Source organism: Bacteroides sp. CACC 737 (assembly GCF_013874375.1).
In the GTDB taxonomy this organism is placed as follows: Bacteria; Bacteroidota; Bacteroidia; order Bacteroidales; family Bacteroidaceae; genus Bacteroides; species Bacteroides uniformis.
The window spans coordinates 3,313,925-3,339,119 of the sequence record NZ_CP059408.1 but is presented as its reverse complement, the minus strand read 5'-3'; the positions used below and the strand labels follow the sequence as shown (position 1 = coordinate 3,339,119).

Annotated in this window: 11 protein-coding genes and 1 tRNA gene; all 12 read right to left on the bottom strand. The window is 48.4% G+C overall.

Translation table 11 applies throughout. The features are described from left to right. Positions 1–6 precede the first annotated feature (6 nt). A complete protein-coding gene (locus H1A11_RS14095; protein WP_117600228.1) occupies positions 7–2,106 on the bottom strand; it encodes a family 43 glycosylhydrolase in 2,100 nt (699 codons plus the stop codon). A 31-nt stretch (positions 2,107–2,137) separates the two neighbouring features. Next, positions 2,138–3,634, bottom strand: coding sequence for a RagB/SusD family nutrient uptake outer membrane protein (locus H1A11_RS14090; RefSeq protein WP_117600229.1), 1,497 nt, complete (start codon positions 3,632–3,634; stop codon positions 2,138–2,140). 29 nt (positions 3,635–3,663) lie between these two features. Next, positions 3,664–6,681, bottom strand: coding sequence for a TonB-dependent receptor (locus H1A11_RS14085; protein ID WP_117600230.1), 3,018 nt, complete (start codon positions 6,679–6,681; stop codon positions 3,664–3,666). Positions 6,682–6,858: 177 nt separating this feature from the next. Next, positions 6,859–9,723: a hypothetical protein gene (locus H1A11_RS14080; protein WP_181757357.1), complete on the bottom strand. Its 2,865-nt coding sequence runs from the start codon at positions 9,721–9,723 to the stop codon at positions 6,859–6,861. Between the two features lie 167 nt (positions 9,724–9,890). Further along, a tRNA-Leu gene (locus H1A11_RS14075) sits at positions 9,891–9,972 on the bottom strand. Between the two features lie 76 nt (positions 9,973–10,048). Beyond that, on the bottom strand, positions 10,049–11,065 hold the full coding sequence (locus tag H1A11_RS14070; protein WP_117600232.1) for a S41 family peptidase: 1,017 nt from the start codon (positions 11,063–11,065) through the stop codon (positions 10,049–10,051). Between the two features lie 44 nt (positions 11,066–11,109). Beyond that, entirely contained in the window at positions 11,110–11,964 is an 855-nt protein-coding gene (locus H1A11_RS14065; RefSeq protein WP_181757356.1) for a DUF3316 domain-containing protein, read from the bottom strand. A 65-nt stretch (positions 11,965–12,029) separates the two neighbouring features. Then, positions 12,030–14,711 (bottom strand): DNA gyrase/topoisomerase IV subunit A, encoded by a 2,682-nt coding sequence (locus H1A11_RS14060; protein WP_117600234.1) that lies wholly within the window; start codon positions 14,709–14,711, stop codon positions 12,030–12,032. A 400-nt stretch (positions 14,712–15,111) separates the two neighbouring features. Next, the gene (locus tag H1A11_RS14055; protein WP_181757355.1) at positions 15,112–17,970 is read right to left on the bottom strand and encodes a family 43 glycosylhydrolase; all 2,859 of its coding nucleotides are present in this window, start codon (positions 17,968–17,970) and stop codon (positions 15,112–15,114) included. 28 nt (positions 17,971–17,998) lie between these two features. Further along, entirely contained in the window at positions 17,999–20,392 is a 2,394-nt protein-coding gene (locus tag H1A11_RS14050) for a TIM-barrel domain-containing protein (RefSeq protein ID WP_181757354.1), read from the bottom strand. Positions 20,393–20,406: 14 nt separating this feature from the next. Beyond that, positions 20,407–22,023: an alpha-L-fucosidase gene (locus H1A11_RS14045; RefSeq protein ID WP_181757353.1), complete on the bottom strand. Its 1,617-nt coding sequence runs from the start codon at positions 22,021–22,023 to the stop codon at positions 20,407–20,409. Between the two features lie 57 nt (positions 22,024–22,080). Further along, positions 22,081–25,188, bottom strand: a complete 3,108-nt coding sequence (locus tag H1A11_RS14040; protein ID WP_181757352.1) for a glycoside hydrolase family 2 TIM barrel-domain containing protein — start codon at positions 25,186–25,188, stop codon at positions 22,081–22,083. Positions 25,189–25,195 lie beyond the last annotated feature (7 nt).

Genomic DNA, 25,195 nt, shown 5'->3' with positions numbered 1-25,195 from the left:
TTGTGTTTAATTTTTTGTCGTCTTGCACAATGGCGAGCGTCCGTTTTCGTTCAGCGCTTCGACAGTGAAGTAATAGTCCGTGTCTGCATCCAGTCCGCGGAAGTCATATTCCGTCTGTCCCAGTACCGTGATGGCATTGTACATCTTGCCTTCGGCAGTGCCGTAGTAGATGTTGTAGCCATAGGCGCTTGCTTCGGGTTGCCAGGAGATAAGGGCATTCCGGCGGTCTTTCTTGTCACGTTTCACGGTCAGTCCTTTTATGGTTTGTGGGACATCACCGTCACCGTTTCCGAAGACGCGGAAACCGGACAAGGCGACATTTCCCGTAGGCATGTGTACATTCTCGTATTTCAGATAACGGGCATGCAACGGCTCGTTGAGTTCGATGTAGTCATGCGGACAATCCTTGTCACTGTCACTCTTGTCTATGACTAATGTCCATTCTTTTCCATCCTCGGAAGCAAAAATACGGTATTGGTGATAGATATCCATGGCACGGTTGTATTGGACCGCTTTATGGTCGTAGAAGTTCAATTGCACGGCACGTATATTCTTTGTACTGCCCAGGTCTATCCTAGCCCATTCGCCGGGATTACCGGAGCGTGCTGCCCAGTAGGTACGCATACTTTCGTCTGTCAGGTTGGAAGCTACGTGGATGCTGTCTGTGGAAGAAACCTCTACTGGCTTGCCGTAGGACAAAAGCATCCATCCCGTAAAGCGGTCTTCCGGATTCTTTATGTCCATCGGTTCCGCCCAGTTGGGGTAGTCACCGAAGGCAGTGGATGAATACATGGTACCATCCTTGTCGAAAGCCACAGGATAAAGACCGATGCGGCGTTCGAACTTATATTTCAGGGAGAGCATGCAGGTGGCGACATGCCAGTAATTGCCTTTCACGTCGCGGAACGTGCCTCCGTGACCGGCACCTTGCACATATCCTCCCGGCTTGTAGCACATCGGGTTATGCTTTTGATAGACAAACGGGCCCAGTGGGGAATCCGAAACATATACGCCGTCGGCATATACCTTGAATTCCGTACCCGGAGCGCCATATTGGAAATAATATTTGCCATTGTGCTTAGTCATGTAAGCACCCTCTGTAAATGGACGAAGCGTGACTTCGTCGTCATTGTTCATGCCGAAGCGTTCCCAGCCGTGTTCTTCAGGACGGAGCATCATGACGTCGTGAATCTTACTGATGGGGTAGAAATCATTCCGGTCCAGTTCCACTGCCTTTAGCGGGTATTCATTGCTGGAGCCATAATACATATATAGTCTGCCGTCATCGTCCAGAAACATGCAGGGGTCCCATGTGGGAAGCACATTCTTTTCGATGGCACGTTTGAAACGTCCCGTTTTGGGATGTGTGCTGTACCACACGGCTAGACCTTCGTAAGTGGAGCCGGTATAGAACAGTGTATCACCGCTTACATAGGCTGCCGGCGCGCACTGGTCGTCATCTGTAGGCTTGCGCTGGAAGCTGGCAGGAACGAAATCCCAATCCACCAGATTCTTGGAATAGTGAAAACCGCCCTGGTTGGTGGAGAACAGAAAGTATTCTCCCTTGTATTCTACCGCCATTGGATCGGCGGAGGAACGGAACGAACCATTGGGGCGCACATTGTTGTTGAAAGGCTCGAAATTGTAACTGATGTTCATCGGATTGCAGAAGGTTCGCGACAGAGGCGCATGCGGATCATACCATCGGGTCGCTTGAGCCGGACGGCGGATTGTGGTAGCCTGGTGTACCTCATTTTCCATTATCACCTCAATGTCGGTTTCATCCAGTGCCAGGATTCTGTTCACTATCTTTTTTCCGGGATAGTAGACATACAGATGTACGTCATTCTTCGCTCCTTTGATGGCAAAGCTGCCGTCGTGGGCAGTGGTATTGTGCATGGGACTTGCAAAGAACATGACTGTAGCACCTTCAAGCGGTTGTCGGTTACTGTCCAATACGTGTCCTTTTACAATACGGTCTTGGGTCACAGTAATGTAGTAGTCGCTAACCTGCCCTTTCACAACTTTAATGGAATCATCCGTGGTTGCCTTTGCCGTCAGAGCGGCAAAGGCTATTCCACAGCTGATTAAGATTTTTCTTATCATGGTATGGATTTGGAATAAAGATTGCTTTGAATTAGTCAATCGGGTCGAGCTTCAGGTCGGGAAGATCATCAAGCTGATTGGATGGAAGAGGCCAGTACGTCTTGGCTTCAGTCCAACCTTTAGGTCCGAGTTCTGCAGCTGCCTTTCCGGTACGAACCAGGTCGACATAACGGTTGCACCATTCATTGCAAAGTTCCATACGGCGTTCATCCAATACGTCATCCAATGTGACACCGCTTTTGGTAGGCATTTCAGCGCGTGCACGAACCAGATTATAGCCGTTGTCACCGTCTTTTCCTTGGCGAATCTTGGCTTCGGAGTTCATCAGTAACACTTCTGCATAACGGAAGATGCGCACGTTGTTGTTGGCACCGTAGTCAGTACGCGGTAAGGTCATCTGATTGTAGGGAAGATACGCCTTTCCATTCCAGCAGTCAGTCATGGTGCCGGATGTTGCACCGACTGTCCAGCCTTCACGGGTTTTCTGTCCGGCTCTCAGGAAGGAGGTTTCGGCACGTACGGTTTCGCCGCGTGCATCGGCCCATGCCACGAACTCTGGTTCATAGCCGATGAAGTTCCATCCGCCTAAGCTCGGTTCGGCACTGTTGGGGCTTGTTATGGTAGTTCCTTGGAACGGGAACCAATTGTCAACGCCCAGATAGTCTCCTGAGCCGTTGCCATAGTCGGTCACTTGGCACTCGAATAAGGACTCGTCACACAACTTTCCTGGAATCTTGAACAGATTATAGAAGTCGGGATATAGAGAGAAGTTGCCGTTATTGATGATGTCGTCCGTCAAGGTTTCAACTTGTGCATAGTCTCCCTTCAAGAGGTAAATCTTGGCAGCCAGCATTTCGGCGGTAAAGGCTGTCACTGCGCCTTTATGCTCCATCTGGTTGGGACGCATACGGGGTAGTTTCTCCATTGCGTAATTCAAATCCTCCTCCAGCATATAGTCATATACTGAATTTACATTGGAACGACGGAAATCAGTCTGGTAGTTGTCTCTGTAGATTACAATAGGTCCGAAGTTGGTAACCAACTGATAGTAAGCCCATGCACGAATGGTGCGTACTTCTCCGCAATAGGTCTCATACGAAGTGTAGTCGTTGCTTCCGGGGGTCAGGTATTGGGCATAACCGTTAAGGGACTCCAGGGCTGAGTTGGCTGTACGGATAATTTCGTAGAAAGTGACCCAAACATTATTGAGCGCCCAGAAAGAGTTCGTATAATTGAAGTGGCGGCCGAAATCTACGGCTGCTCCCTGGTCATCTGTACGCCCTGACCATACGTCACCGTCACGAGTGAACATGATCAGTGCATTGGCCCAGTGCATGGCTGATGTGCGCACTTTGGAATACACGCCGACAACGGGTTGATACATGTTGCCCGTATTGGTGAAGTCCACGCTTTGTTCCGGTACCTTGTTTTCCGGATCGATGTTGATGAAATCGGAACAAGCAGTCGTACTACCCAGCAGCATCATTGCCGGGAGGATATATGCTAATGTTTTCTTTATGAATTTCATTGTTATATGTTTTTAGTGTTTTGGATAGTTTAGAAATCAATCTGCACTCCGAAAGTATAAGTCGAAGTCAAAGGGTATACTTCTGTATCCCAACCTTCGGCATCCGACAATTCAGGTGTGAAGCTGTTTGCCTTGAATGTTGTGAACGGACGGTCAGCTGTCAGAGAGAGGCGGATGCCCGGCATTACGTAGCTGCCAACCTTAACATTCTTGAATGAGTAGCCCAACGTGATGTTTTGGATACGGAAGTAGTTGGAGCTTTCTACAAAATAAGAGGCATTGTTGCTGTCCGAGGTATTCCAAGTCTTGAGCAATGCTTTGGCAGACGGATGTTCATTGGTGGAACCCGGTCCGGTCCAGCGGTTTTCGTACTGGGCTTTGTCGAAGTTGTAGTCGGATTGTGCATAGCGCAAAGCACGTTTTCTGTTCCACAATTCTCCACCGGCTTGTCCGTAAGTAGTCAGGTTAAAGTCGAAATTCTTATAAGCGAATCCGAGGTTGAATCCGTAAGTGAAATCGGGGATATAAGAACCTAGTACCTGCTTGTCGCTTCCGTCGATGACGTGGTCTCCATTTACATCCTGGTATTTGAAATCACCTGGTTCGAGGCCATTGGCTACAGCAATCGGGTCGGCGGCACATTCTTCCGGAGTCTGGTAGATACCGATAACTTTGAAACCATAATAAGAGTTCATTTTCTCGCCTACCATGTTTACGGTCTTGCCACCCTTGATGATGGTCATGTTGTCTTTCAGGCTCTTTACCTCATTGTGCAGATAAGAGAGGTTGACGCCTACGTTGTAGGTGAAATCCTTACCGATTTTGTCGTTCCAGTTCAGTGAGAAGTCGATACCGCTATTCAGAATCTGTCCGTTGTTGCCTGCGAGGGTTTCATTTTGCATGGGTAGTTTCGGAGAGATAACCGCATTGTCAGTCAGACGGTAATACCAGTCGATGTCGGCACTCAAACGGCTGTTTAAGGTAGAGAAGTTGACACCTACGTTGGTTTCGTTTACGACTTCCCAACCCAGCCAGCTGAAGTTGGTGGAGTTGATGAAACCGTCAAGAGCAGTTCCCAATACGGCTTGTGTGTTCTGGATACTTGCGAAGCCTGCACTTGCGGCAATCTTGTCGTTACCCAGCTTACCCCAGCTTGCGCGGAGTTTCATGTAGTCGAATATATTTTGATTCTTCATGAACGGTTCTTGAGAGATGACCCATGCGGCACCGACAGAGGGGAAGTAACCCCATTTGTCGTTGTATTTGGAAGAGCCGTCGGCACGGAAAGTGAACATTAACATGTACTTGTCAGCGTAGTTATAGTTCAAACGTGTGAAGTAGGAGAGACCGCGGTATTTCCAGCCGTCATCTTTTACGGTAGCGCCTTCCTTGTTACCCAAGGAGATATATTTCCAGACATCCTCACCTTCGGGAACATTGGTAGCTGTACCTTCCAGTGACTTCATCTGTTCCTGACGCATGGATACACCCAGCATGCCGGTGAAGGAGTGCTGCCCCCACTTGTCGGTATAAGTGGCCACGTTGTCCCATACCCATTTGTTATAGTCGGTATTCTTTTTGGTCAGGCTGGTAGTGGCCTGTTGCTGGTGAGTGCCGATGTAATAGGTCGGTGTGAAGTCTGTACCACGGATAGCACGATAGTCGTAGCTGTAGCTCGTACGTACATTCAGCTTGTTGGGGAGGAGGTTGAGCTGTGCGTAGAAGTTGCTCAACACCTGATAGACATCATTACGGTTGTCGTAATAGTTGGCTGTGGCAACGGGGTTCTTGAAGTTGGAACCCAGACCCACCTGTTCGGGTGACGCATACTTGTCGGGGAAGATGGTGTCATCGCGGGTATTGTCGAACACGGGGATGATGGACGGAGTGTTGAATGCCTGTTGCCAAGCTGCATTCTTGGGCAGTTGCTGCTGTGAGCTGCTGAATACACCGTTGAATCCGAGCTTCAACCAGCTGCGTGCATCGAAATCCAATGCAGCGCGGAAGTTGAGACGGCGGTAGTAGTTGTCAACATCCATGATACCGTCTTGTGACAAGTAGCTCATACCGGCAGAATAAGTGGCCTTTTCCGTACCGCCGGATACATTGAGGCTGTGGTTGGTCATCATGGCTGTACGTAATAGCTCGTCATACCAATTGGTGTCTGCATTGAACTTCAGGGCATTGAGGTCACCTCCGAAGGTCTCGATAGACTTTTCGAAGATGTGCCCGTAAGAAGCAGCGTCCGCTTCCATCAACATGGTGGCATATTCGTGGGAGTTACACATTTCCAGCAGGTTGGTTGCTTTCTGGATACCTACGTAGCCATTGTAGGTTACTTTGGCATCCTGATTGCGTGCACCACGTTTGGTAGTAATGATTACAACGCCGTTGGCGGCACGAACACCGTAGATGGCTGATGCAGATGCATCTTTCAGAATGGTCATGTCCTGAATGTCAGAGTTGTTCAGGAAGTTGATGTCATCGTAGAACATTCCATCTACTACATAGAGAGGAGAGGTATCGCCAAAAGAACCCATACCGCGGATAGTAACTTTGGGGCCGTCGCCCGGTGTTCCCGAATTGATGATGTTAACGCCTGGTACCTTTCCCTGCAATGCTGCCATTGGAGAGGAGGTCGGAACATTAACTAATTCTTTTTCTTTAACGACATCAATCGGAGCTGTCAAGTCTTTCGCTTTGGCTGAACCGTAACCGATGACAACGACTTCATCCAGCAGTTGCGTATCTTCCCGCAGCCTTACATTGACAACGGATTGTCCCGCAGCACTTATTTCCTGCGGCAACATGCCTAGATAGTTAAACACAAGTGTTGCCTCTTCAGGGACACCGTTAAGTACATAGTTACCGTCGAGGTCGGTAGCTGCTCCAATAGTAGAGCCTTTTACTACAACCGTGGCTCCGATGATCGGTTCATTGTTCTGGTCAACAACAGTTCCTTTAACTGTCTTTGTTCCTTGTGCCAAAACTGTCAGTGGCAACGAGAACAAAATCATGAATAGAAGAAATAATGTTTGCCTTCTCATAACTAAATTTAAGAGTTAATAATTCTGCCGGCAAAGAAAGTAATAACGGCAAGTAAGGCAAAAAAAATCACTACCACGATAATACGCTTAGAGTAAAAAGGGGTACTGTTTTACTACGTTTTAGTGTAGCTTATTTCTAATAATCAGTTTATTATGATAGAATGGTTTGTAGCCGTATTATTTCAAGTCAATGAGAAAATCTACTAATCCCGTTCCGTCGGGGATATCCAGCTTCTTGCGCAGACGGTAGCGTGCTGCCTCCACTCCCCGGATGGTAAGGTTGGTCATTTGCGCAATGTCTTTCGTAGAAAGGTTTAGGTGCAACAGTGCGCAAAAACGCAGATCGGTGGCGGTAAGGCTGGGATAACGTTCGCGCAGGTTGCGGAAGAATTTCTCATGAATTAGGTCGAAATTGTTCTGGAATACGTCCCAGAACTCTTGTGTCTCGATGTTTTCGTTGATGAGCTTCAGCAGAGATTCGAGGTTCTTGCGTCCATATTGCCCTTTTACCAGGAATTCTTGCACGGCAGCACGAAGTTTCTCCAAGACTTCGTTCTTGGCAAATACACCCAGCGCCATGCTGGCAAGGTCTTTACTCTTTGCTGACAGCTCGGCTTCCAGCAATTGTTGCTGCTGTAGAGTTATCAGATGTTCCTGCTCACGCATCTTGATGTTCTGCTGCATCTGCTCAGCTTCGTATTCTTTCCGTTTCTTTTCCATGGCACGGTTGGCGCGCCACTTGGAGAAGAAGTAGAGAAGTGCAATGAGAACTATAAGATAGAGTGCAAAAGCATAATAGGTGAGGTAGAAAGGACGGGCTATGGCGAAATGATATTCCACTTCACCGATTTTCTGTCCCAAATCATTATAGGCTTCTGCTTGGAATGTGTATTCTCCGTAATCCAGGCTACCGTAGCGGATTTCGGGCTCTTTTAGGTCTGATGTCAGAGCCATGCCTTGTCCTCCTTGCAGGACATAATGGAAATGTACGGACAATTTATTGTAATGCGGCAGGCTTACCGAGAACAGCAAATCCCGGTAATTGCTTTCCAGTTCGACATTTCCCTGCAGAGGCAGGCGTTTCTCCTTTTTATCTGAAGAAGAGCAAATGACAGAGCTCAGTGATAGGGCGGACTCCAACGTTGGACTGAGGCTGTCTGTGTTTTTGCTGTAACTGGCGATTCCGTTATTTAGATTAAAATAGACAACGTCATTGTCAACGAACACATTGTTGTAGTTCTCTATACATGGAGAATCAAACAGTTCGATGAGAATGCGTTGTTTCACGATGTACTCTCCTTCCGCGTACTCTACCAGTGCGTACTCATGTGAACCGGACAGCCAGAAGCGGTCGTTCGTGACGGATACCACAGAATGGGCATTCCTGATGTAAGGCAGAATGGTATTCAGCTTTTGGAAGGGGATAATCTGCCGGGTGATGTCGTCATAGGTATAGAAGCCATTGGGACTGGAAAAGACGATACGTCCCCGCATTTTCATTACTTGGATAGGGCCGATGATATATTCCGAGCCTAAATGGGAGATGTGCCGTACGCTTTTTACAGCCGACAAGTCATCGCTCAAGACTATTTTATAGACTCCCTGATACATGTGTGAAGCCCAGATGACACCGCTTTGGTCAACCTCCAAGTGCATGACCGGTGCAATGAAGCCGTCTACGACATGCGAAAAGGTCCATTGACCGTTCTTCTTTTTATAGATACGCAAATTGGCGTAGGATGATTCCAACAGTATCTCTTCGCCATAGAGGGTGCACTTAATCAGACACGTACTGCTGTTGGTATTGCTTATGACGGAAACGTTCCCTTTTTCGCCTATTAATAAGGTATGGGCATTGTTACCTGCAAAGAGTTGCCCGTCAATGTCCTTTACATACCAGTTCTGTCCTTCGCTATGGGGAAGCAAACGCATATTTCCGGTAATCTGGTGGTATTCGTACAAGCCCTGGTTGGTGGCCAGATAGAAACAGTCACCCCGGTGGGCTATGTCGTACACCATACCCAGCTTGGTTTCATGGTTGGCAGGGGTCAGTAGCATGACGGGGGAGTTGTGGTGGATGTATGCGATGCCGTCGTCCAATGCTGCCCATACGTTGTTGTCTTTGTCACAGAACAGTCCCAGGACTGTGTTGTTGTCCAAACGGTTATCCAGATTGAAGTGCCAGAGGCAATGTCCTTTGCGGTCGATGGCGTATATGCCGTTTAGGACTGTACCTATCATGAATATGGAGTCATTGGTCATGACGGCGCGGTTCACCCGCTGTTTCTTCAGCTCTGCATCAATGTCTGTTTTCCAGGGGGTGATGTCACCCGTGTAGCGGAACAGTCCGTTGTTCTCCGTGACCATCAGGAAGCTGTTGTTTCCGTCGGGCAGTAATGCCACTACATTGTCATCGTTCACTTTGCTGCGGGGAAAGAGGTGATGGAACTCCTTGCCGTCGAATTCATAGAAGCCTTCATCAATCATTTGTGTGTAGATATGTCCGTTTTGGTTGTAGAAGTAGAGCGGCTGTTGTTGTCTGTTGCGGAAAGCGCGTACCATTTTCCCGTCGTAGGAGAACCATGCGCTGAACGACTGGAAGTAGATGCGGCCGTCCAGCTCTACAATGTTCCATATCTCGTTGTTCTCCATGGGGAAATTCTTCAGGAATTTGCTCAAAGAATGGTACCGGAGAGTGCCTGCCTCCGAATACTTGAAATAGCCGAATTCCTCGAATGCCCCCACATAGATGCGATCTTCCTTGACGTATACTGAACGTACAATATGGTTTCCCGGTACTTTGTGTAGTGTCCAGCGATAACCGTCATATACCAGGAGTCCTTGGCTGTTGCCGAAAAACATTTCGCCGTTGCTACCTTGCGCACATGCCCAGTTCTGATAACCGGCTTCATAGTCTTTGGCAAGATAGTTGGTGACGGCGGGCATGAAGGAAGAAGCCCTGGCCTGGATGAAGAGAATAAACAATAAAAGGCACACTACCCAACGCTTGAAAAGCATCGGTCTTATCGTATTTTGTTTCATTTTTTAGGTTAATCGAAGTGTTTCTTGGAAGCAAAGATACAATAAGTATTCTAAATATTGTGTTTTGATGAGATAAAAAAGGTACTTGAAGCGGTTAGGGAGGATGCTTCTTAATGAATATCCTCCCCTCTTAGTTGTTTGTCTTTTGAAAATTATTATAGGGATTGTGCGGATGATAGGACTCGAACCTACACGCCTCACGGCACCAGATCCTAAGTCTGGCGCGGCTGCCAATTACGCCACATCCGCGGAATAATTCCGATTAGCGGTGGCAAAGATAGAAAGAATTTTCGTTTTGGCAAATTGTTTTTTAGATAAAGTCGTTTTAGGAAGTCACTTTCAGCATTTTTCTTGCTTCCTCAATGATGGTATCCAGGTCATTGTTCTCATCTTCTTTGCTCATATCCACCTTTTTGTCTGGGTCGATGCCGAACTCGATATGCTGTTTTTGGGCATCGAGGTGCGGGCTGGCAGAAAAGCGTACTCCCCATCCGTTGGGCAGTTCCGAAGAGAATGGCAGGCCCGACCCTCCGCCGGTTTTATCACCAACCAAGGTGACATTGGGAAAACAGCGCATGGAATTGACAAAATCATTGGTTGCACTATAGGAATGACGGTTTGTCAGGACAATTACCTTTTTTTGCCAGCGGATACTGTTGGAAGGTTCTACATAAATGGGAGTCGGATCTGAAAAATCGCTATGGCCTTTGCCAGTTTTGTGCTGAATATATCCCGTCAGTACTTTTTTATTCGTGAAACGTTGTACCATTCGGGTGGCGTTTGTCAAGTTGCCGCCACCGTTGTTGCGCACGTCGATTATCAGGCCATTGCAAGCGGAAAGGTATAACAGAATCTCATCCAGGTTGCCGTTTCCGATGCCGCTGGAGAAATCACCGTAATAGATATATCCTATGTTGTCCTCCAAAATGGTATATTTGGCGCCTCCGGCAATGCGGTAGTCTCTTCCCAGGTACTTTTCAATGATACTTTCGTTGAAGTTACGGGGATAATCCAGATACCAGTCCCAGTAGCGTGCCATGTTGGAAGAAGAGTACAAGTTGACATGTCCGTCTTTCAACTCGGCAAGCATGTTACCTAATATTTCAAATAGACCGTCGTAGCTCATTCCCGGGGTGATGAGCGGTTGGTACTTGTCATGAATGGCATTCCAATCTATTTGCTTGTAGTCCAGGAAACAGTACTGTTCGTCTATTATTTTCCACAAGGCTTCGAAGTTGCCTTGTGGGGTATTGTTAACCTCTTCCTCACGAATACATCCGTTCAATAGGGGCAGTAACATGAGTAGGGCACTCCAAATTATTAAGATATATATTCTTTTCATGCACATTATCCTTATCGTCTTATCATTTATCACCTTGTCACTTTTTACTTTCTCTTGTTAGGAAACAGATAGAGTTCCTTTACGAACCCCACCATGAATACGTGCGAGTAAGTATGTGTCTTTATTTCGTTTACTTTGGACTGTTGTGCGTCCCATATGTAAGCAAAACGCATCCGGGCACGTCCCACCGGAAAGTCGGCGGTCAGCATTTGTCTCAGAGAGGGCTGGTTGTGCAGGGAGGTGAAGTTCACTACTCCGTCCCAATGTCCCAACGTAAATATCTCGTAGTAGGACTGTCCATAGTTGGGCATGAACATGATACCTGCCAAAGGAAGATTCACCTGATAGCGTAGTGTGATGGGACGGTTCTTGATGCGTAAGTTCCAAATAGCCATTCCCGATGCGGCAAGGTTGATATAGGCACGTGCTTGGGCGGGGTTGTTTCCGTTGCGCAGATTATAGACAAAGCCACCGTTGAAGTCGCCGACTCCTCCGGCAAGCAGTTTGAAATTGCCCGTGATTGGAAAATTATAATGCAGGCCGTAGTTCCAGTTGGCCAGTCCGGAGAATGTATTGTTATTGTCTACTTTATTGTGTGTGTATCCCAAGTCTGCCTGGAAGAAAGTTTGCAGAGATACGTTGCCGCCCATTAACCGTGTCATCCGCATGCTTTCGCGGGAGATACGGAAGTCGATTCCCTTGTACTCCTGAGGTGAAAGATAAGTGTCGAACACGTTGGTGAAGCCGATACCATACATGGTGGTACGAGTGATGATACGGTTGCGGTTGGTGGAGTCAGCCCGTAGCTCCCGGTCGATGCTGCATTGTGCTTCTTGTGCTTTCAGTCCGGCACTTCCCAAGAGCAGTCCGCATAGGATTATTATCTTGTATACGTACATATTAAATTCTCAATTACAAATTAGTAATCGTCAGCCAATTCCTAATCCTTCATTCTCATTCTTCATCAAAACAGCTTCATCTGTCCTGTCAGCTCGTCCAGTATGTCCCCTTCACTTTTACCGTGGTCGGGGTCCAGAATTTCCGGTTCTTCATCCGTTTCCTGCTCTTCGGTTTCCTGCGAGGGTTCCGGTTGACGGGTAGGCTCCAGTTCGTTGATGGTTTCTATAGTATAGGTGGTTAGGCGCTTACCTTTTGCTTTGAAGCCTTTCACGGCGATGAATTCGTCGGCTTCCACCACCATCGGCTCTCGGAAATTGTCGTGACCGCCAAACACCACTTCTAAACGTGGGTAGCACTCGTCTGTCAGCAGAATGAGGCTGCTGTTCTTGTTTTCTCCTAAATAGTTTTGCTTGCGGGCGGTTGCTTCGAAGCAGAAACGCTTGATGTAAGGATAGTTCTGCTGGTCGGCATCGTAGAGTACGGCGGTCCATACTTTGTTCGGATCGTATTTCTCCAATACGCGTATGCCGTCGTCATAGTGATTGTTCAGGTCGAAGTTGGTGGCATAGAACTCTCCGCTGTTCTGTACGACAAGGATGGTGTCTTCGCTCTGGAATTCTCCGAGATATTCTCCGCGACCGTCGTAGTTGAGGCGCAGCACGTCACGGTCGAACCAGACTTTCCGTCCGCCCAGGGTGGAGCCTCCGCGCTGTTTCAAGGCTATCTTGTGTACGGGGAGTTTCGTGAGTATATTTCCCATGGCCTGCCGTCCCTTGATATTGATATTGCTGAAATCCTCCTCGAAGATGATGCGGCGTACGCGGGGATTGGGTTTCAGGGTTACCTTGATGATTTCGGCTTCGCCGTTGGGGTTGGCAGTGAAGTAGGTGATACGGGAGTCGGGGGTGCCCTGCGTCACATCGTATTCGCGGTCACGCACCACGGAAGTGACGGCAAAACGCTTGATATAGCTTGTCCCCTCCTTACCGTCACGGTAGCAGACATTGTAGATGGTACGTTTGTCGTTCTTCTTGAAAATGTTGGCATAAAGTATATTCTTGCCTACGAACTTCTTGTCGGCCACTGGGGTAATGATATATTTTCCATCGCGGAAGAAGATAATCACGTCATCTATGGGCGAGCAGTTGCCTATGAATTCGTCTTTCTTCAATCCAGTTCCGATGAACCCCTCTTCGCGGTTGATGTACAGCTTTTCGTTGGCTTCGATGACTTTGGTTGCCTCGATGGTGTCGAAGTTACGCAGTTCCGTGTGGCGGGGGAAGCCTTTGCCGTACTTGTCTTTCAGCATACGGAACCAGTCGACGGTATATTCCACGATGTTTGCCAGATGGCGGTCTATCTCCTCTATGTCCTTCTTCATGCGTGCTATCAGTTCCTCTGCCTTGTCGGAGTTGAACTTGAGGATACGTGCCATCTTTATCTCCATCAGCCGGAGGATGTCTTCCTTGGTCACTTCGCGGATGAAAGTCGGGTAGTAGGGAGTCAGGCGCTCATCGATATGTTCGCAGGCGGCATCCATGTTTTTGGCTTGTTCAAACTCCTTATCCTTGTAAATACGTTCTTCAATGAATATCTTTTCGAGTGAAGCGAAATGCAGGCTTTCCAGTATCTCTCCCTTACGGATTTCCAGTTCCTGGCGTAGCAGTGCCAATGTGTTGTCGACTGATTTGCGCAATACATCACTCACGGTGAGGAAGTGGGGCTTTTGGTCGTCGATGACACAGCAGTTGGGAGAGATGCTCACTTCACAGTCGGTGAAGGCATAGAGGGCATCGATGGTCTTGTCGGATGATACACCCGGGGCTAGATGCACTAATATTTCCACACTGCCGGATGTCAGGTCCTCTACCTTACGTATCTTGATTTTTCCTTTTTCGCTGGCCTTTACGATGGAGTCGCATACACTGGCCACCGTTTTCCCGTAAGGAATTTCCTTAATGGCAAGTGTCTTGTTGTCTATCTTTTCTATTTTGGAGCGCACGCGTATCGCACCGCCACGTTCACCGTCGTTGTATTTGGATACATCGATACTGCCTCCCGTCTGGAAGTCGGGGTACAGCTTGAATTCTTCGTTGTGCAGATAGCTGATGGAAGCATCGCACAGCTCATTGAAGTTATGTGGTAATATTTTGGATGACAGGCCTACGGCAATACCTTCCACACCTTGTGCAAGCAGCAGTGGGAATTTTACCGGTAGTGTAACCGGTTCTTTGTTTCGCCCGTCATAAGAGAGTTTCCATTCGGTGGTCTTGGGGTTGAATACCACGTCCAGTGCGAACTTGGAGAGACGTGCTTCGATATAACGGGGGGCAGCGGCGCTGTCACCCGTCAGAATGTTACCCCAGTTTCCCTGGCAATCCACGAGCAAGTCCTTTTGTCCCAGTTGTACCAGAGCATCGCCGATAGAAGCATCACCGTGAGGATGGAACTGCATGGTGTGTCCCACGATGTTCGCCACCTTGTTGTAGCGTCCGTCTTCCATACGGCGCATGGAGTGCAGGATACGTCGCTGTACGGGCTTCAGGCCATCCATGATATGGGGTACGGCACGTTCCAATATAACATATGAGGCATAGTCCAAAAACCAGTTTTGGTACATGCCGCTCAATTGGTGTTTTATATTGGCATCCTTTGCGTCCGCAGGTTTGTAATCCGAGTGTTCTTCGCTCCCGGCCGGGAGTTCCTTGTCCAAATCATCTTTCGGTGCTTCAAAATCTTCGCTCATATTTGTTCGGGAATTGTCTATTCTATAGATATTACTGATTTTTCAGTTGCAGGCAAAAATACAATTTTTGTTCGATAAATGAGAATTTGCGCAGAACTATTGTGCCAAATCCTTCCCATTTTTTAAAACTTCTGCCCGTTAATGGAACTAATCTGTCTCTTTCCCGTTAGCGGAATTATATTGAGGACGTGCTTCCGCCTCTTTGCGGACAGCGATGTTGCTTTTGTCTTTCTTGCCGACAAGTTGGCAAGGTTTTGCCAAAGGCATGGCAAAACTTTGCCAATATGGTGGCAAAACGCTGGCAAAGTAACTTGCTGGCTTGTTGTGTGTTGGCTCGAATTGTGCAGCGATATCATCACAAGGGTGAAGAGATACTGGGCAGATTCTGCCGACGGATTCATTATTTTGTGAATTTCCATTCGTCAAATAAGAACTTTCCGTTCCCGAATACGAAGTAAATGTCGTGTTTGCCTTTTATCCGTTTGTCCAACGGCTTTGTCAATGTTTGCCACGTATCGGTATCAAAGGTCAAGGTGGATAGGAGCGGACCGTCTGGACTGTCCATGTGTATTTCGATGGAGCCTTTCCCTTTTATCTTCATCTGTATGGCTTGAGGTGATTGCGGGAATTCCGCACCGCGGACACAGATGGCCTGTCCGCTCTTGTTTCCTACGGCAGACATGTTGCCTGTTTGTCCGGTCGGTTCAAAGGCAACGCCGCGTGTGGCGGCTGTGGTCTCGGCCTGTTGCTGCGCAAACGGGTCGAGAGGCTTGATTTGTGAAACGCCCTTGGCTGTGGCTGTGCCCATGTGGATAGTGAGGTCCTTTTCGTCCACCTCTATTTCTTCCACGCAGATACTGCGGACGCCCACTTTGAGGTCGCGGCTGTCCTGCAAGCCCAGTGAGTGGTAGAAGAGATAGTACTTCCCTTGAAATTTTACCAGATGTGTATGGTTGTTGCTGTCGGACATGCCATAGTCGCCGGGATTTTTGAAGTAGTTGTCCCGATAGGTCCAGCTGTCTGTCTCAAGTGGCGTGCGACTCGTCATGTAGCTCATGCAGCACCGGCTCGGCTTGTCTATATCCTTGTGGGGCCATGCATCCCGGTTCTTCCAGTTGGTGTTGTAGGTGTAAATCCAAGTGCCGTTCAGATAGTTCAGTTCGTTTGCTTCAAAGTGGTATGGCGCTTTTATTTCAACTATTTCGCTGTCCAGCGTCTTCATGTCATTTGCCAGCCGCACGATGCGTGCGTCTCCGGGAATGTAGTCGTCGCTGTCGCCCCCGCCAAAGGAGAGCCAGCCGATGCCCTTGTCGTCGATGACTACTCCCGGATCGAAGGGAGCTTTACATTTGCCGATTCCTGGAGTATTGCCGTCTACCACGCATTTGCCCAATGGGTCTGTCCAGGGCCCCACGGGGGAAGTGGCGGTCAGCATACCTACACCGGAACCGCTGTTGGAGTAGTACAGATAGAAGTGTGTTTTGCCGTCGGCCTCCTTGCGCGAAGCGATGGAAGGTGCCCACGAAGCCATTCCCCAGGGAGCCAGAGCCTTTACATTGATTACTCCGTGATAAGTCCAGTTCACCATGTCGTCAGAAGAGACCATCGTCAGCGAATGGATGTGCTGATAGGTGTTTTCCCCGTTACGGCCCACTACATCATATTGCTGGTGGTCGTTAGTGCCGTACACATAAATGCGGCCGTCGTGCACCACTGCTGTGGGGTCGGCCATGTATTGGAAGTCGAGAAGGGGATTGGCATTGCCGGTAGAGAACTTGGGCGAGAATTCAAAAGATTCTGCCAAAGCGCTGTCTGTAGAAACCGGAATGTTTTCAGAAGAGGCAATGCTGTCTGCCCGGAAGGGGGCTAAGGGGATGCCTTCCGTTGAAAAAAGGTTGCCTTGAGCAGCGTCACTGAAGCAGTAGCGAATGGAAACCGGGCTTTCGATTCCTTTTACCGGGACAATCAGCTTTCCCCCGTCTATCCTGGCCCGGGCCTCTTGCCATTCCTGGCCGGCTGCGGCCATCATCAGCCCCTCTATCCTTTTCCCGTGTACGGTCAGTCCGTTCTTTATGTCTTTGAAAGAGATTGTCACATGGTTGCCTTTGCGGCAGGCGCTTTCAAAGACCGGGCTTTTATAGGGGCCTGCATATATATGGTATGTATCGTCCAGTGCAAGATTGGCGAGACGTTTGCCTACGCTTCTTTTGTCACGTGGATGGATGTCCTGCACATTGTCCACCAAATCTGACACGGTAATCATCTTGACCTTGTCCAGCATTTCGGGCAACATGGCCTGCTGCTCGCGTAGCAGTGCCGGTCCGTTGTCTTTGGAGTGGTATTGGAAGGGGGCTATCTGGACCAGATAGAATGGGAATTCCTTGTTAAATCCGGTACGCCACGAGCCTATCAGCCGCTGCATCACCCGGGCGTAGGAGCTGGCACGGCCTTGGTTGGCTTCTCCCTGATACCAGATGCATCCGGCAATGCCGTAGGGCATCACGGGATAAATCATGCTGTTGTACAACGTGCCTGTTTCAGCCGGAAACCAAGGATTGGATTCATACGGATAGTCGGACAGGATAGGGTCGCTCATTACGTATTCGCGCGGAGTCCATGTCTCGGCAGTAGTTCCGCCCCATGCGGCTACGATGATCCCTACCGGTACGTCCAGTTCTTCTTGAATGTTACGACCGAAGAAGTAGGCTATGGCACTCGTGTTGCGCATTGTTTCAGGTGTACAATGTGTCCATTGTGAGAAACAGTTTTCTTGAGGAAACGGAGCTGCAATCTTGGGCATGTGAAAAATTCGAAGATTAGGGCAATGGGCATTTTCCACTTCCTCGTCTCCATTTTTTATGCCATGGTTGGCGCTCCATTCCATATTGGATTGTCCGCTGCACAGCCAAACTTCGCCTAGCATGACATCGGTCAAGGTTACTTCTGACGAGCCGCTGAAACGAATCTCATAAGGTCCGCCCGCTTCGTCAGAAGGTACACGAGCCGACCATTTCCCCGTATTATTGACTTGGGTCTTGATTATTTCCCCTTTCATCCATTCGGGGGCGATGGAAATTGTTTCTCCCGGAATACCCCATCCCCAGAAAGTAAGTTCTGAGTTACGTTGCAACACCATGTGGTTGGAAAAGATGGCAGGGAGTTGTATCGTTGCTTGCGATTTTAGGATGCCGAGCAGCATGAACAAACTTGAAAGGGCAAGAAAATGATGATATTTTTTTATACGAATATTTATTTTCATAATGTAAATCAATAGTTGTTTTTAGAAATCACTGCATTTTAACCGTTACTTTTTTTCCATTATAGGCTACTGTCTTTTTTATGCCATCTACGGTTACTATGTTGAATTTCCGTTCTTTCAACATACCGGGAAACTCTCCTTGACGATTTTCGATAGTGAGCATGCGAGCACGGTCATTCCATTTCATCGTAATGGTGCTGTACATGCCTTTTTCATAATTGTAGTTATCGTTCTCGTCTTCGTAAAGTGTGAACTCGCCGTTACAACCGGGATACACTCTTATTTCCAAGTTGTCCCATGACTTCTCGGTACTATACTGTACTTTGGGACCTATCGGTAGAATGGAACCTGCTTTCACATAAAGTGGCAAAATGTCAATAGGGGTATCTTTCACGATGTATTGTCCGCCGGATTGTTTTTGGTCGGTCCAAAAATCGTACCATTCAGCATTTTCAGGCAGATATATTCGCATGGACTTGACAGTACTGAAATCTTCTACACGGATGGTGTCCGAAACTGTTTTGGTATACATTGGTTGGGTTACGGGGCATACCAATAGGGATTTGCCGAACATATACTGATTGTGGATGTTCCACACGTTGCGGTCATGGGCGAAATCCATTGCCAAGGCACGCATAAAGCTGGACTGTTTGGCGGTTACCTCCCATGCGGTTGTGTAGATGTATGGTAACAAACTATAGCGTAACCGAATGTATTTCTCAATCGCATCGTATATCGGCTCGCCTTTTTTGCCGAATTGATAGATTTCTCTGGGAGCACCTTCCCCATGTGACCGCATCATGGGACAGAATGTACCGAACTGTATCCAACGGGCATAGAGCTCGCGATAATCCGGGTCATTTAACATCAAGGGATATTGCCATAGGAAGAATCCGCCGATATCGCTGTTCCAATGGGGAATGCCGCATAGTGAGAAGTTTAATCCCGCAGGTATTTGCTTCTCCAAAACTTCCCATGATGCTGTGATATCTCCTGTCCATGTATTGGCACCATAACGTTGCTGGCCGGCAAAGGCTGAGCGGGTAAGGATAAATACGCGTTTATCCGAAGTTACGGCACGCTGGTGGTCGTACACTCCACCTACACTCATTAAAGGGTAGGCATTGCGTACTTTACGGAATGACCCCAAATAGGTGGGCGTGTCAAAATCTTCAGGAATGGGGTGAAAATGGTCGGGTTCGGTAGAGTCCATCCACCAGCCGTCTATACCCACAGAACGTAGGTTCTCGTTCAGGTACTTCCAATAGATGTCGCGTGCTTGCGGATGGTAGGCATCGTACACGCGGGCACCGGATGGATAGTCCATATTGGGAGGCCACTTCTCGGAACCGGATTCGGGCCATGTGCGGAAGTTGAAGAGCATGTTCCCTTTATCCAACTCGCGATAGGGTTTGGTATGTGGTCCGAAAGCTGACCAAATGGAGATAATAATGTGGGCGTTCATTCCGTGTATGTCTTCCATCATTTTTTGGGGGTCGGAGAATTCTTCGTTCAAAAAATCCATTGCGTTCCACAGGTAGTTGCTTCCCCAGTATCTCCAATCCTGGATAATTCCATCGAGGGGCACACCCAATTCGCGGTATTTTTGCACTACGCCAACAATCTCTTTTTGGCTTTTGTAGCGTTCACGGCTTTGCCAGAATCCATATGTCCATAATGGAAACATGGGCACTTGTCCTGTGAGGTAGCGCATCTGGGCAACTACTCCATCGGCATTTTCGCCGTACATGAAGTAGTAGTCAATGCAGTCGCCGACTTCAGAAAGGAAGGATGTCTCTTCTTGATTGTCTTTGAAGATGGTTGGCGAATAGTTGTCCCAAAAGAGACCGTAGCCTTTGACGGACTGGAAGAAGGGAATCACATCCTCAAGATTGTCTTGGATAAGGCGTTTGGTCTGGTTACGTTGCGACATTTTGCCGTTTTGCAATTGTCCCAATCCATAAATAGCTTCGTCTTTCTCTAAGGTGAACGATTGATAAACGCTGAAGGTTTTTGTGCCGGCATCGTTGAAATCATCAAAACGTGCGCCTTTATTTTGTTCCTGCAACAGCGATTTTCCATCGGAAGAGGCAAAAGTTATTTGTCCGGTCTCTTCGTTGAGATGGACTGTAAGCTGATGGCTTTTGATAGTCAATATGCCCCCTTTCGAAGAGACGGATAGTTTTACTTTTTCCGGTTGCCCGATGACCGACAAACTTTCTTTGGTATACTTCCAGCCGTCAGGCGATTTTAAGATTCTCACTGTGACAGGAGAGAAGAAGCTAATATCTATATTTATACCTTGCACAGTGCTTTTTATGCCTTGTGAGGTGCGTTGGTAGGTTTGTGCTCTGCCTTGTTCTGCTATGAAAAATGTCAGCATCAGCAGGACAAATAGTCTTAAAAAAAATCCCTTTTTCATACAATATCAGCAGTTTAACGGTTAGTGATTTTCAGTACCAAAGAAATAGGATTGGGAGTCTTGTCTTTGGGAAGGTCAATAAGCAAGCCTTTGGAAGTTCTTCTGAACTTTGCCTTTCCGCCTCCTAATAATTCTACCTTTTCGATTTCTCCTTTGCAGTAGGGACTGCCGGTAGCCAGTGATTTTATCTGTATTTTTCCGTCTGAGGGCCATTTCATGATATGGGCATACAAGTATTTCCCTTTTTTCACAAACCGGATGTCGGTAGAAGTGTAGGGTGCGTTCTTGCCTTCGTTGAATCCTGCTCCGTCCAAAGGTATTGCTGTTTCTGTGGAGGGACCTTCACCATAAATACACCAGGGACGTGTGTCGAATATTCCTTCTCCGTTCACCTCCATCCAGGCGGCTATGTCTTCCAGAATTTTTTCTTCCTTGTCGTCGATGGTGCCGTTTCCTTTCATTGGTACGCTTAGTAATAGGTTGCCATTTTTACTGACGATGTCAATGAGCATGTGGATGACGGTCTCGGCTGATTTATACCAGTTGTCTTCGTAAGCAGAGCGGTTATAGTGCCAAGTACCGAGGCAACTACAGGTCTGCCATGCTTTGTCTTGGCACTCGGAGGGAACTCCTTTCTCTACATCCCATACGATGGCCTCTTTATGTTTGGCTTCCAGCTTCTTTCCGAAGACTACAGCATTGAGATTGCCCTTGTGAAGCTTCATGTTCTGGTTATAGTAGTGCGACACGACTTTCAGCCCCGTATCGTTGATGGGCCAGAAGGGGAGTACGCTGTCGTCGAAATAGACCAGGTCGGGATGATATTTGTTTATCATGTCCACTGTGCGGTCGAAGAAGTTGTCGTAGTAACTCTGCGGGGGGACAGAGGTTCCTTCGGGCCAGTCCCATGCCACCCAAGCATGTCCGCTCAGGGCATGATTCTGTACGTATAGCTCTTGCGGGTCGTAACCTTCCCACCATTTTCCCTTGCCGTCTTCCTTAGTCACTACGCGGGCATCGTAGGAGATTCCTGCGTATGGGCCTTTCTTGTCGGCTCCTTGTGCAGTTTCATACCATGTCCAAGCATGGGAGGAGTGGATGCTGACACCGAAGGGCAGTTTGTTTTTGCGGGCCGCTTTCTCCCATTCGCCCAGTACGTTTCGCTTGGGGCCCATGTTGACGGAATTCCATGATTGGTATTTACTGTCCCACAAGTCCATGTTGTCGTGATGGTTGCCCATGGCAAAGAAATATCGGGCACCGGTTTTCTTGAAAAGGGCTACCAGCCTCTCCGGATTCCATTTCTCGGCTTTCCATTCGTTGATTACATCCTTGAAGCCGAATTCCGAAGGATGTCCGTAATGCTCCAAGTGCCACTTGTAGGCAGCACCGCCCTCTTCGTACATGCCACGACCGTACCAGTCGCCGGCTTCGGGTTGGCATTGCGGACCCCAGTGTGCCCATATGCCGAATTTGGCGTTGCGGAACCATTCGGGCACTTCGTATTGGGACAATGACTCCCAGGTGGGTGAGAACTTGCCCGGTTCTGCTTTCTCTTGTTGTGCCAATGCACTGCCCCCTTGCAGGATGCAGGCAGATAGGAGAATTGTTTTAAAGATGTTTCTTTTCATACCTTTATTGTTGTTTACAAAATGTTTATTCCCTTTTTGAATGCATTGATGAACGGATTATTCTGTTTTGTCCATATACTCCATGATAAATCCATACCGGTAGGAGCGATTGCCGTCAATGGTGTATGGCTTCATGGTCTGTGCGCCCCATCCGTCGTTTCCACCTACTCCGTGTATGTTGGAGTCGATATTCAGGTTGATGAAGTCGCGTTCGGGCAGTTCGTGCGCATGTTCTTTCCCTTCCAGGTCTTCTTCCCCGTAGGGCCATATACGGAAACATAGGGGTTGCAGGCCTTTGACTTGTATTTTCCATCGCTCACTGTCTCCCAGCATGAACCAGCGTGTATCGCACCGGTTGGCATTGTCTTGCGGTACGATGTAGTTCGTGATAAATTCGTGTATGCCACACTCGTAGACTCCCAGGAAAGCGGAGCTCTTGCGGTCGGGATAGTTCTCGAACTTGCCGCGTCCGTACCAGGCTATCCGATTCAGCGCCGAGGGCATTCTCATGCGCATACCGAATTTGGGCATCAGCGGAATATCTTCCTTTTCAGGCTGATAGGTTGCTTCTACTTGTATGCGGCCTTTGCCGTCCACAGTGTAGCGGAGATGGTAACCGGCTCCTATCCGGGGGAGGGAGAGACTGGCATCCACTATCACCATACCATCGTTTACGGTTGCTTGGCATGCCTTTACGATACGTTTTTGCTCTGCATTTTTCCAAGCGCTCAAACGTTCATTGTAGCCGTTGCGGACCTGAATGTCATTTGCCGGTTTCCAAAAATAGGGTTCCAAGGCACTGTGCAACAACTCTTCTCCCTTGACTCGCCAACTCACTAAAGCACCGGTACTCTTTTCTATGGTGAACAAGGCATCGGCGGCTATAATTTCTACCGCTTCGGGTGTTTCCTTAAATGTAGCCTTCCCGCCGTCATCCTTCAACTGTGGGAATTCATAGTCATGATACATAAGTTGTTCCTTGGCTACTTTGAAGCCCTTCTCTGCCCACGTCGTGGATTCCTTCAGCGTGGCATATACATTGAGGCAAAGTTCCCCACATTTATCCGGTCTTGAAGGTACCTCCAGCAGATTCCCTTCGGACAAGTGGAGGTCGCCGTTGCGTACAGCCTTTCCGTTGCATATCCACTCATAGCTGTAATCGAATTCATCCAAATCGGAAAACGCATACCCGTTGGTCAATTTGATTTGTTGTGTTCCCTTCTTTTCAAACTTGATGTATTGATATACTTTTTGTACTTCATAGTAATGGGGGTGAGGCACCCGGTCGGGAGATACCAACCCGTTAATGCCGGTGGGACCGTCGTTGGGATAGTCCCCGAAATCTCCTCCATACGCCCAGAATTCATCGGGCAGTAATGGGAGTGACGAGGGGCTCTCGCCGAAACTTAACGGTGCACCGTTAAGCTTTTTAGGAATGCCTTGGTCTACCCAGCACCAAATGGCAGCTCCGATAATACTTTCGTCCTTTTCAATCACATCCCAATACTCCTTGAGGTTGCCGATGGAATTTCCCATGGCGTAGGCATACTCTCTCATGAATACGGGGCGGTCGGTTATTTTCTCACCAAGTTCCTTCAAAGCGTCGGGATGCAGATAGGCTTCGTCATAGACATCGGATACGGTGCGGTCTGTATCGTCGTATATCGGTCTGGTGGGGTCTAAGGCACGGATTGTGTCTGCCATAGCTCGCAAATTGGCACCGCTTCCACCCTCGTTGCCCAATGACCAGAATAGGATGCACGGATGGTTCTTGTCCCTTTCCACCACGGCTACTGCCCGGTCCACATGGGCCAGTGTCCATTGAGGGTTGTCTCCTAATACTTTGTTCCCCAAACCGTAGGCATGACTTTCGTGGTTCGCTTCGTCCATTACGTAGATTCCATACTTGTCACATAGCTCGTACAGCAATGGCAGATGTGGGTAGTGGGACGTGCGTATCATGTTGATGTTGGCTTGTTTAATCAACCGGATATCTCTCTCCATCGTCCGGCTGTCGACAAAGAATCCCATACGGGGATGAAAGTCGTGACGGTTCACTCCTTTCAGCTTGACGGCTTTCCCGTTGACTTTGAAGACGTCTCCCGCGATTTCTATTTTCCGTATGCCCCAATGGTATTCGAACGATTCCAAAAGTTCATTCTTTCTGCGAAGCTTGATGTGGATGTCATATAGATGCGGTTTCTCGGCAGACCATAGTTGAGGCTCCCGGAGCATTTCGGACAGCGTGACGCTCGTTTCAGAAAAGGCCTGAATAGTACCTACGGGAGCCACCATTTTTTTGTCGAGTTTATTTCCTCTGTTGTCTTTCCCCACCAGGTTTATTTCTACGGTCAGGTCTTTTACTTTGCGGTCGGTCTGGTTTCTTATCCAAATTTCGGTTCCGAATGTAGCTGAACGCATGTCGTCCGACAAGTCGCTGCTGAACCTATAGTCCCGGATATTTGTCCGGGGACGTACCCATAGCTCTACCGGCCTGAGTATTCCACTAAGCCGCCACATGTCCTGGTCTTCCAGATAACTGCCGTCCGACCACCGATACACTTCCACTGCCAGACGATTGGTTCCGTTCTTCACAAATTCGGTTATGTCAAACTCGGCAGGCGACATCGAATTCTGGCTGTAGCCTACCCGCTCTCCGTTTACCCAGACATACATGGCTGATTTTACTCCTTCAAAGTGAAGATATAGGCACTTGTCTTTCATATCGGGCGTCACTTCGAACGTGGTGACATAAGAGCCTGTGGGATTTCTGTGCCCGTAACTGTAATATTCGGCGGGAGGCTCGCTTGTCACTTTGGGTGCATCCTTCTGGAAGGGATAGTTTACGTTGGAATAGATAGGTTTCCCATAACCTTGCAATTGCCATGCTCCCGGTACTGTGATGGTATCCCATGTGTCGGTATTGAAATCATTCTTGTAGAAGTTGGCCGGGCGCTTTCCCGGGTCGGCAGACCATTGGAATCGCCACTTGCCGTTCAGGGATCTGATTTCTTTGCAATCGGCTTTTTGCGAAGGCAATGTCAGTGTGGCATGATACGGCTCTTTGTTGATGCCGACTACAATAGGATTCTCCCAGTCCGGAACTTCTTGGGCGCTGGCATATAGGGCACTTAGCAATAGAAAGGCAAATATCTTTTTTCTCATTTTTTCT

Excerpts from the sequence above, each read along its gene's own strand:
- H1A11_RS14095 (WP_117600228.1), bottom strand. The coding sequence starts at position 2,106 with ATGATAAGAAAAATCTTAATCAGCTGTGGAATAGCCTTTGCCGCTCTG.
- H1A11_RS14090 (WP_117600229.1), bottom strand. The coding sequence starts at position 3,634 with ATGAAATTCATAAAGAAAACATTAGCATATATCCTCCCGGCAATGATG.
- H1A11_RS14085 (WP_117600230.1), bottom strand. The coding sequence starts at position 6,681 with ATGAGAAGGCAAACATTATTTCTTCTATTCATGATTTTGTTCTCGTTG.
- H1A11_RS14080 (WP_181757357.1), bottom strand. The coding sequence starts at position 9,723 with ATGAAACAAAATACGATAAGACCGATGCTTTTCAAGCGTTGGGTAGTG.
- H1A11_RS14070 (WP_117600232.1), bottom strand. The coding sequence starts at position 11,065 with ATGAAAAGAATATATATCTTAATAATTTGGAGTGCCCTACTCATGTTA.
- H1A11_RS14065 (WP_181757356.1), bottom strand. The coding sequence starts at position 11,964 with ATGTACGTATACAAGATAATAATCCTATGCGGACTGCTCTTGGGAAGT.
- H1A11_RS14060 (WP_117600234.1), bottom strand. The coding sequence starts at position 14,711 with ATGAGCGAAGATTTTGAAGCACCGAAAGATGATTTGGACAAGGAACTC.
- H1A11_RS14055 (WP_181757355.1), bottom strand. The coding sequence starts at position 17,970 with ATGAAAATAAATATTCGTATAAAAAAATATCATCATTTTCTTGCCCTT.
- H1A11_RS14050 (WP_181757354.1), bottom strand. The coding sequence starts at position 20,392 with ATGAAAAAGGGATTTTTTTTAAGACTATTTGTCCTGCTGATGCTGACA.
- H1A11_RS14045 (WP_181757353.1), bottom strand. The coding sequence starts at position 22,023 with ATGAAAAGAAACATCTTTAAAACAATTCTCCTATCTGCCTGCATCCTG.
- H1A11_RS14040 (WP_181757352.1), bottom strand. The coding sequence starts at position 25,188 with ATGAGAAAAAAGATATTTGCCTTTCTATTGCTAAGTGCCCTATATGCC.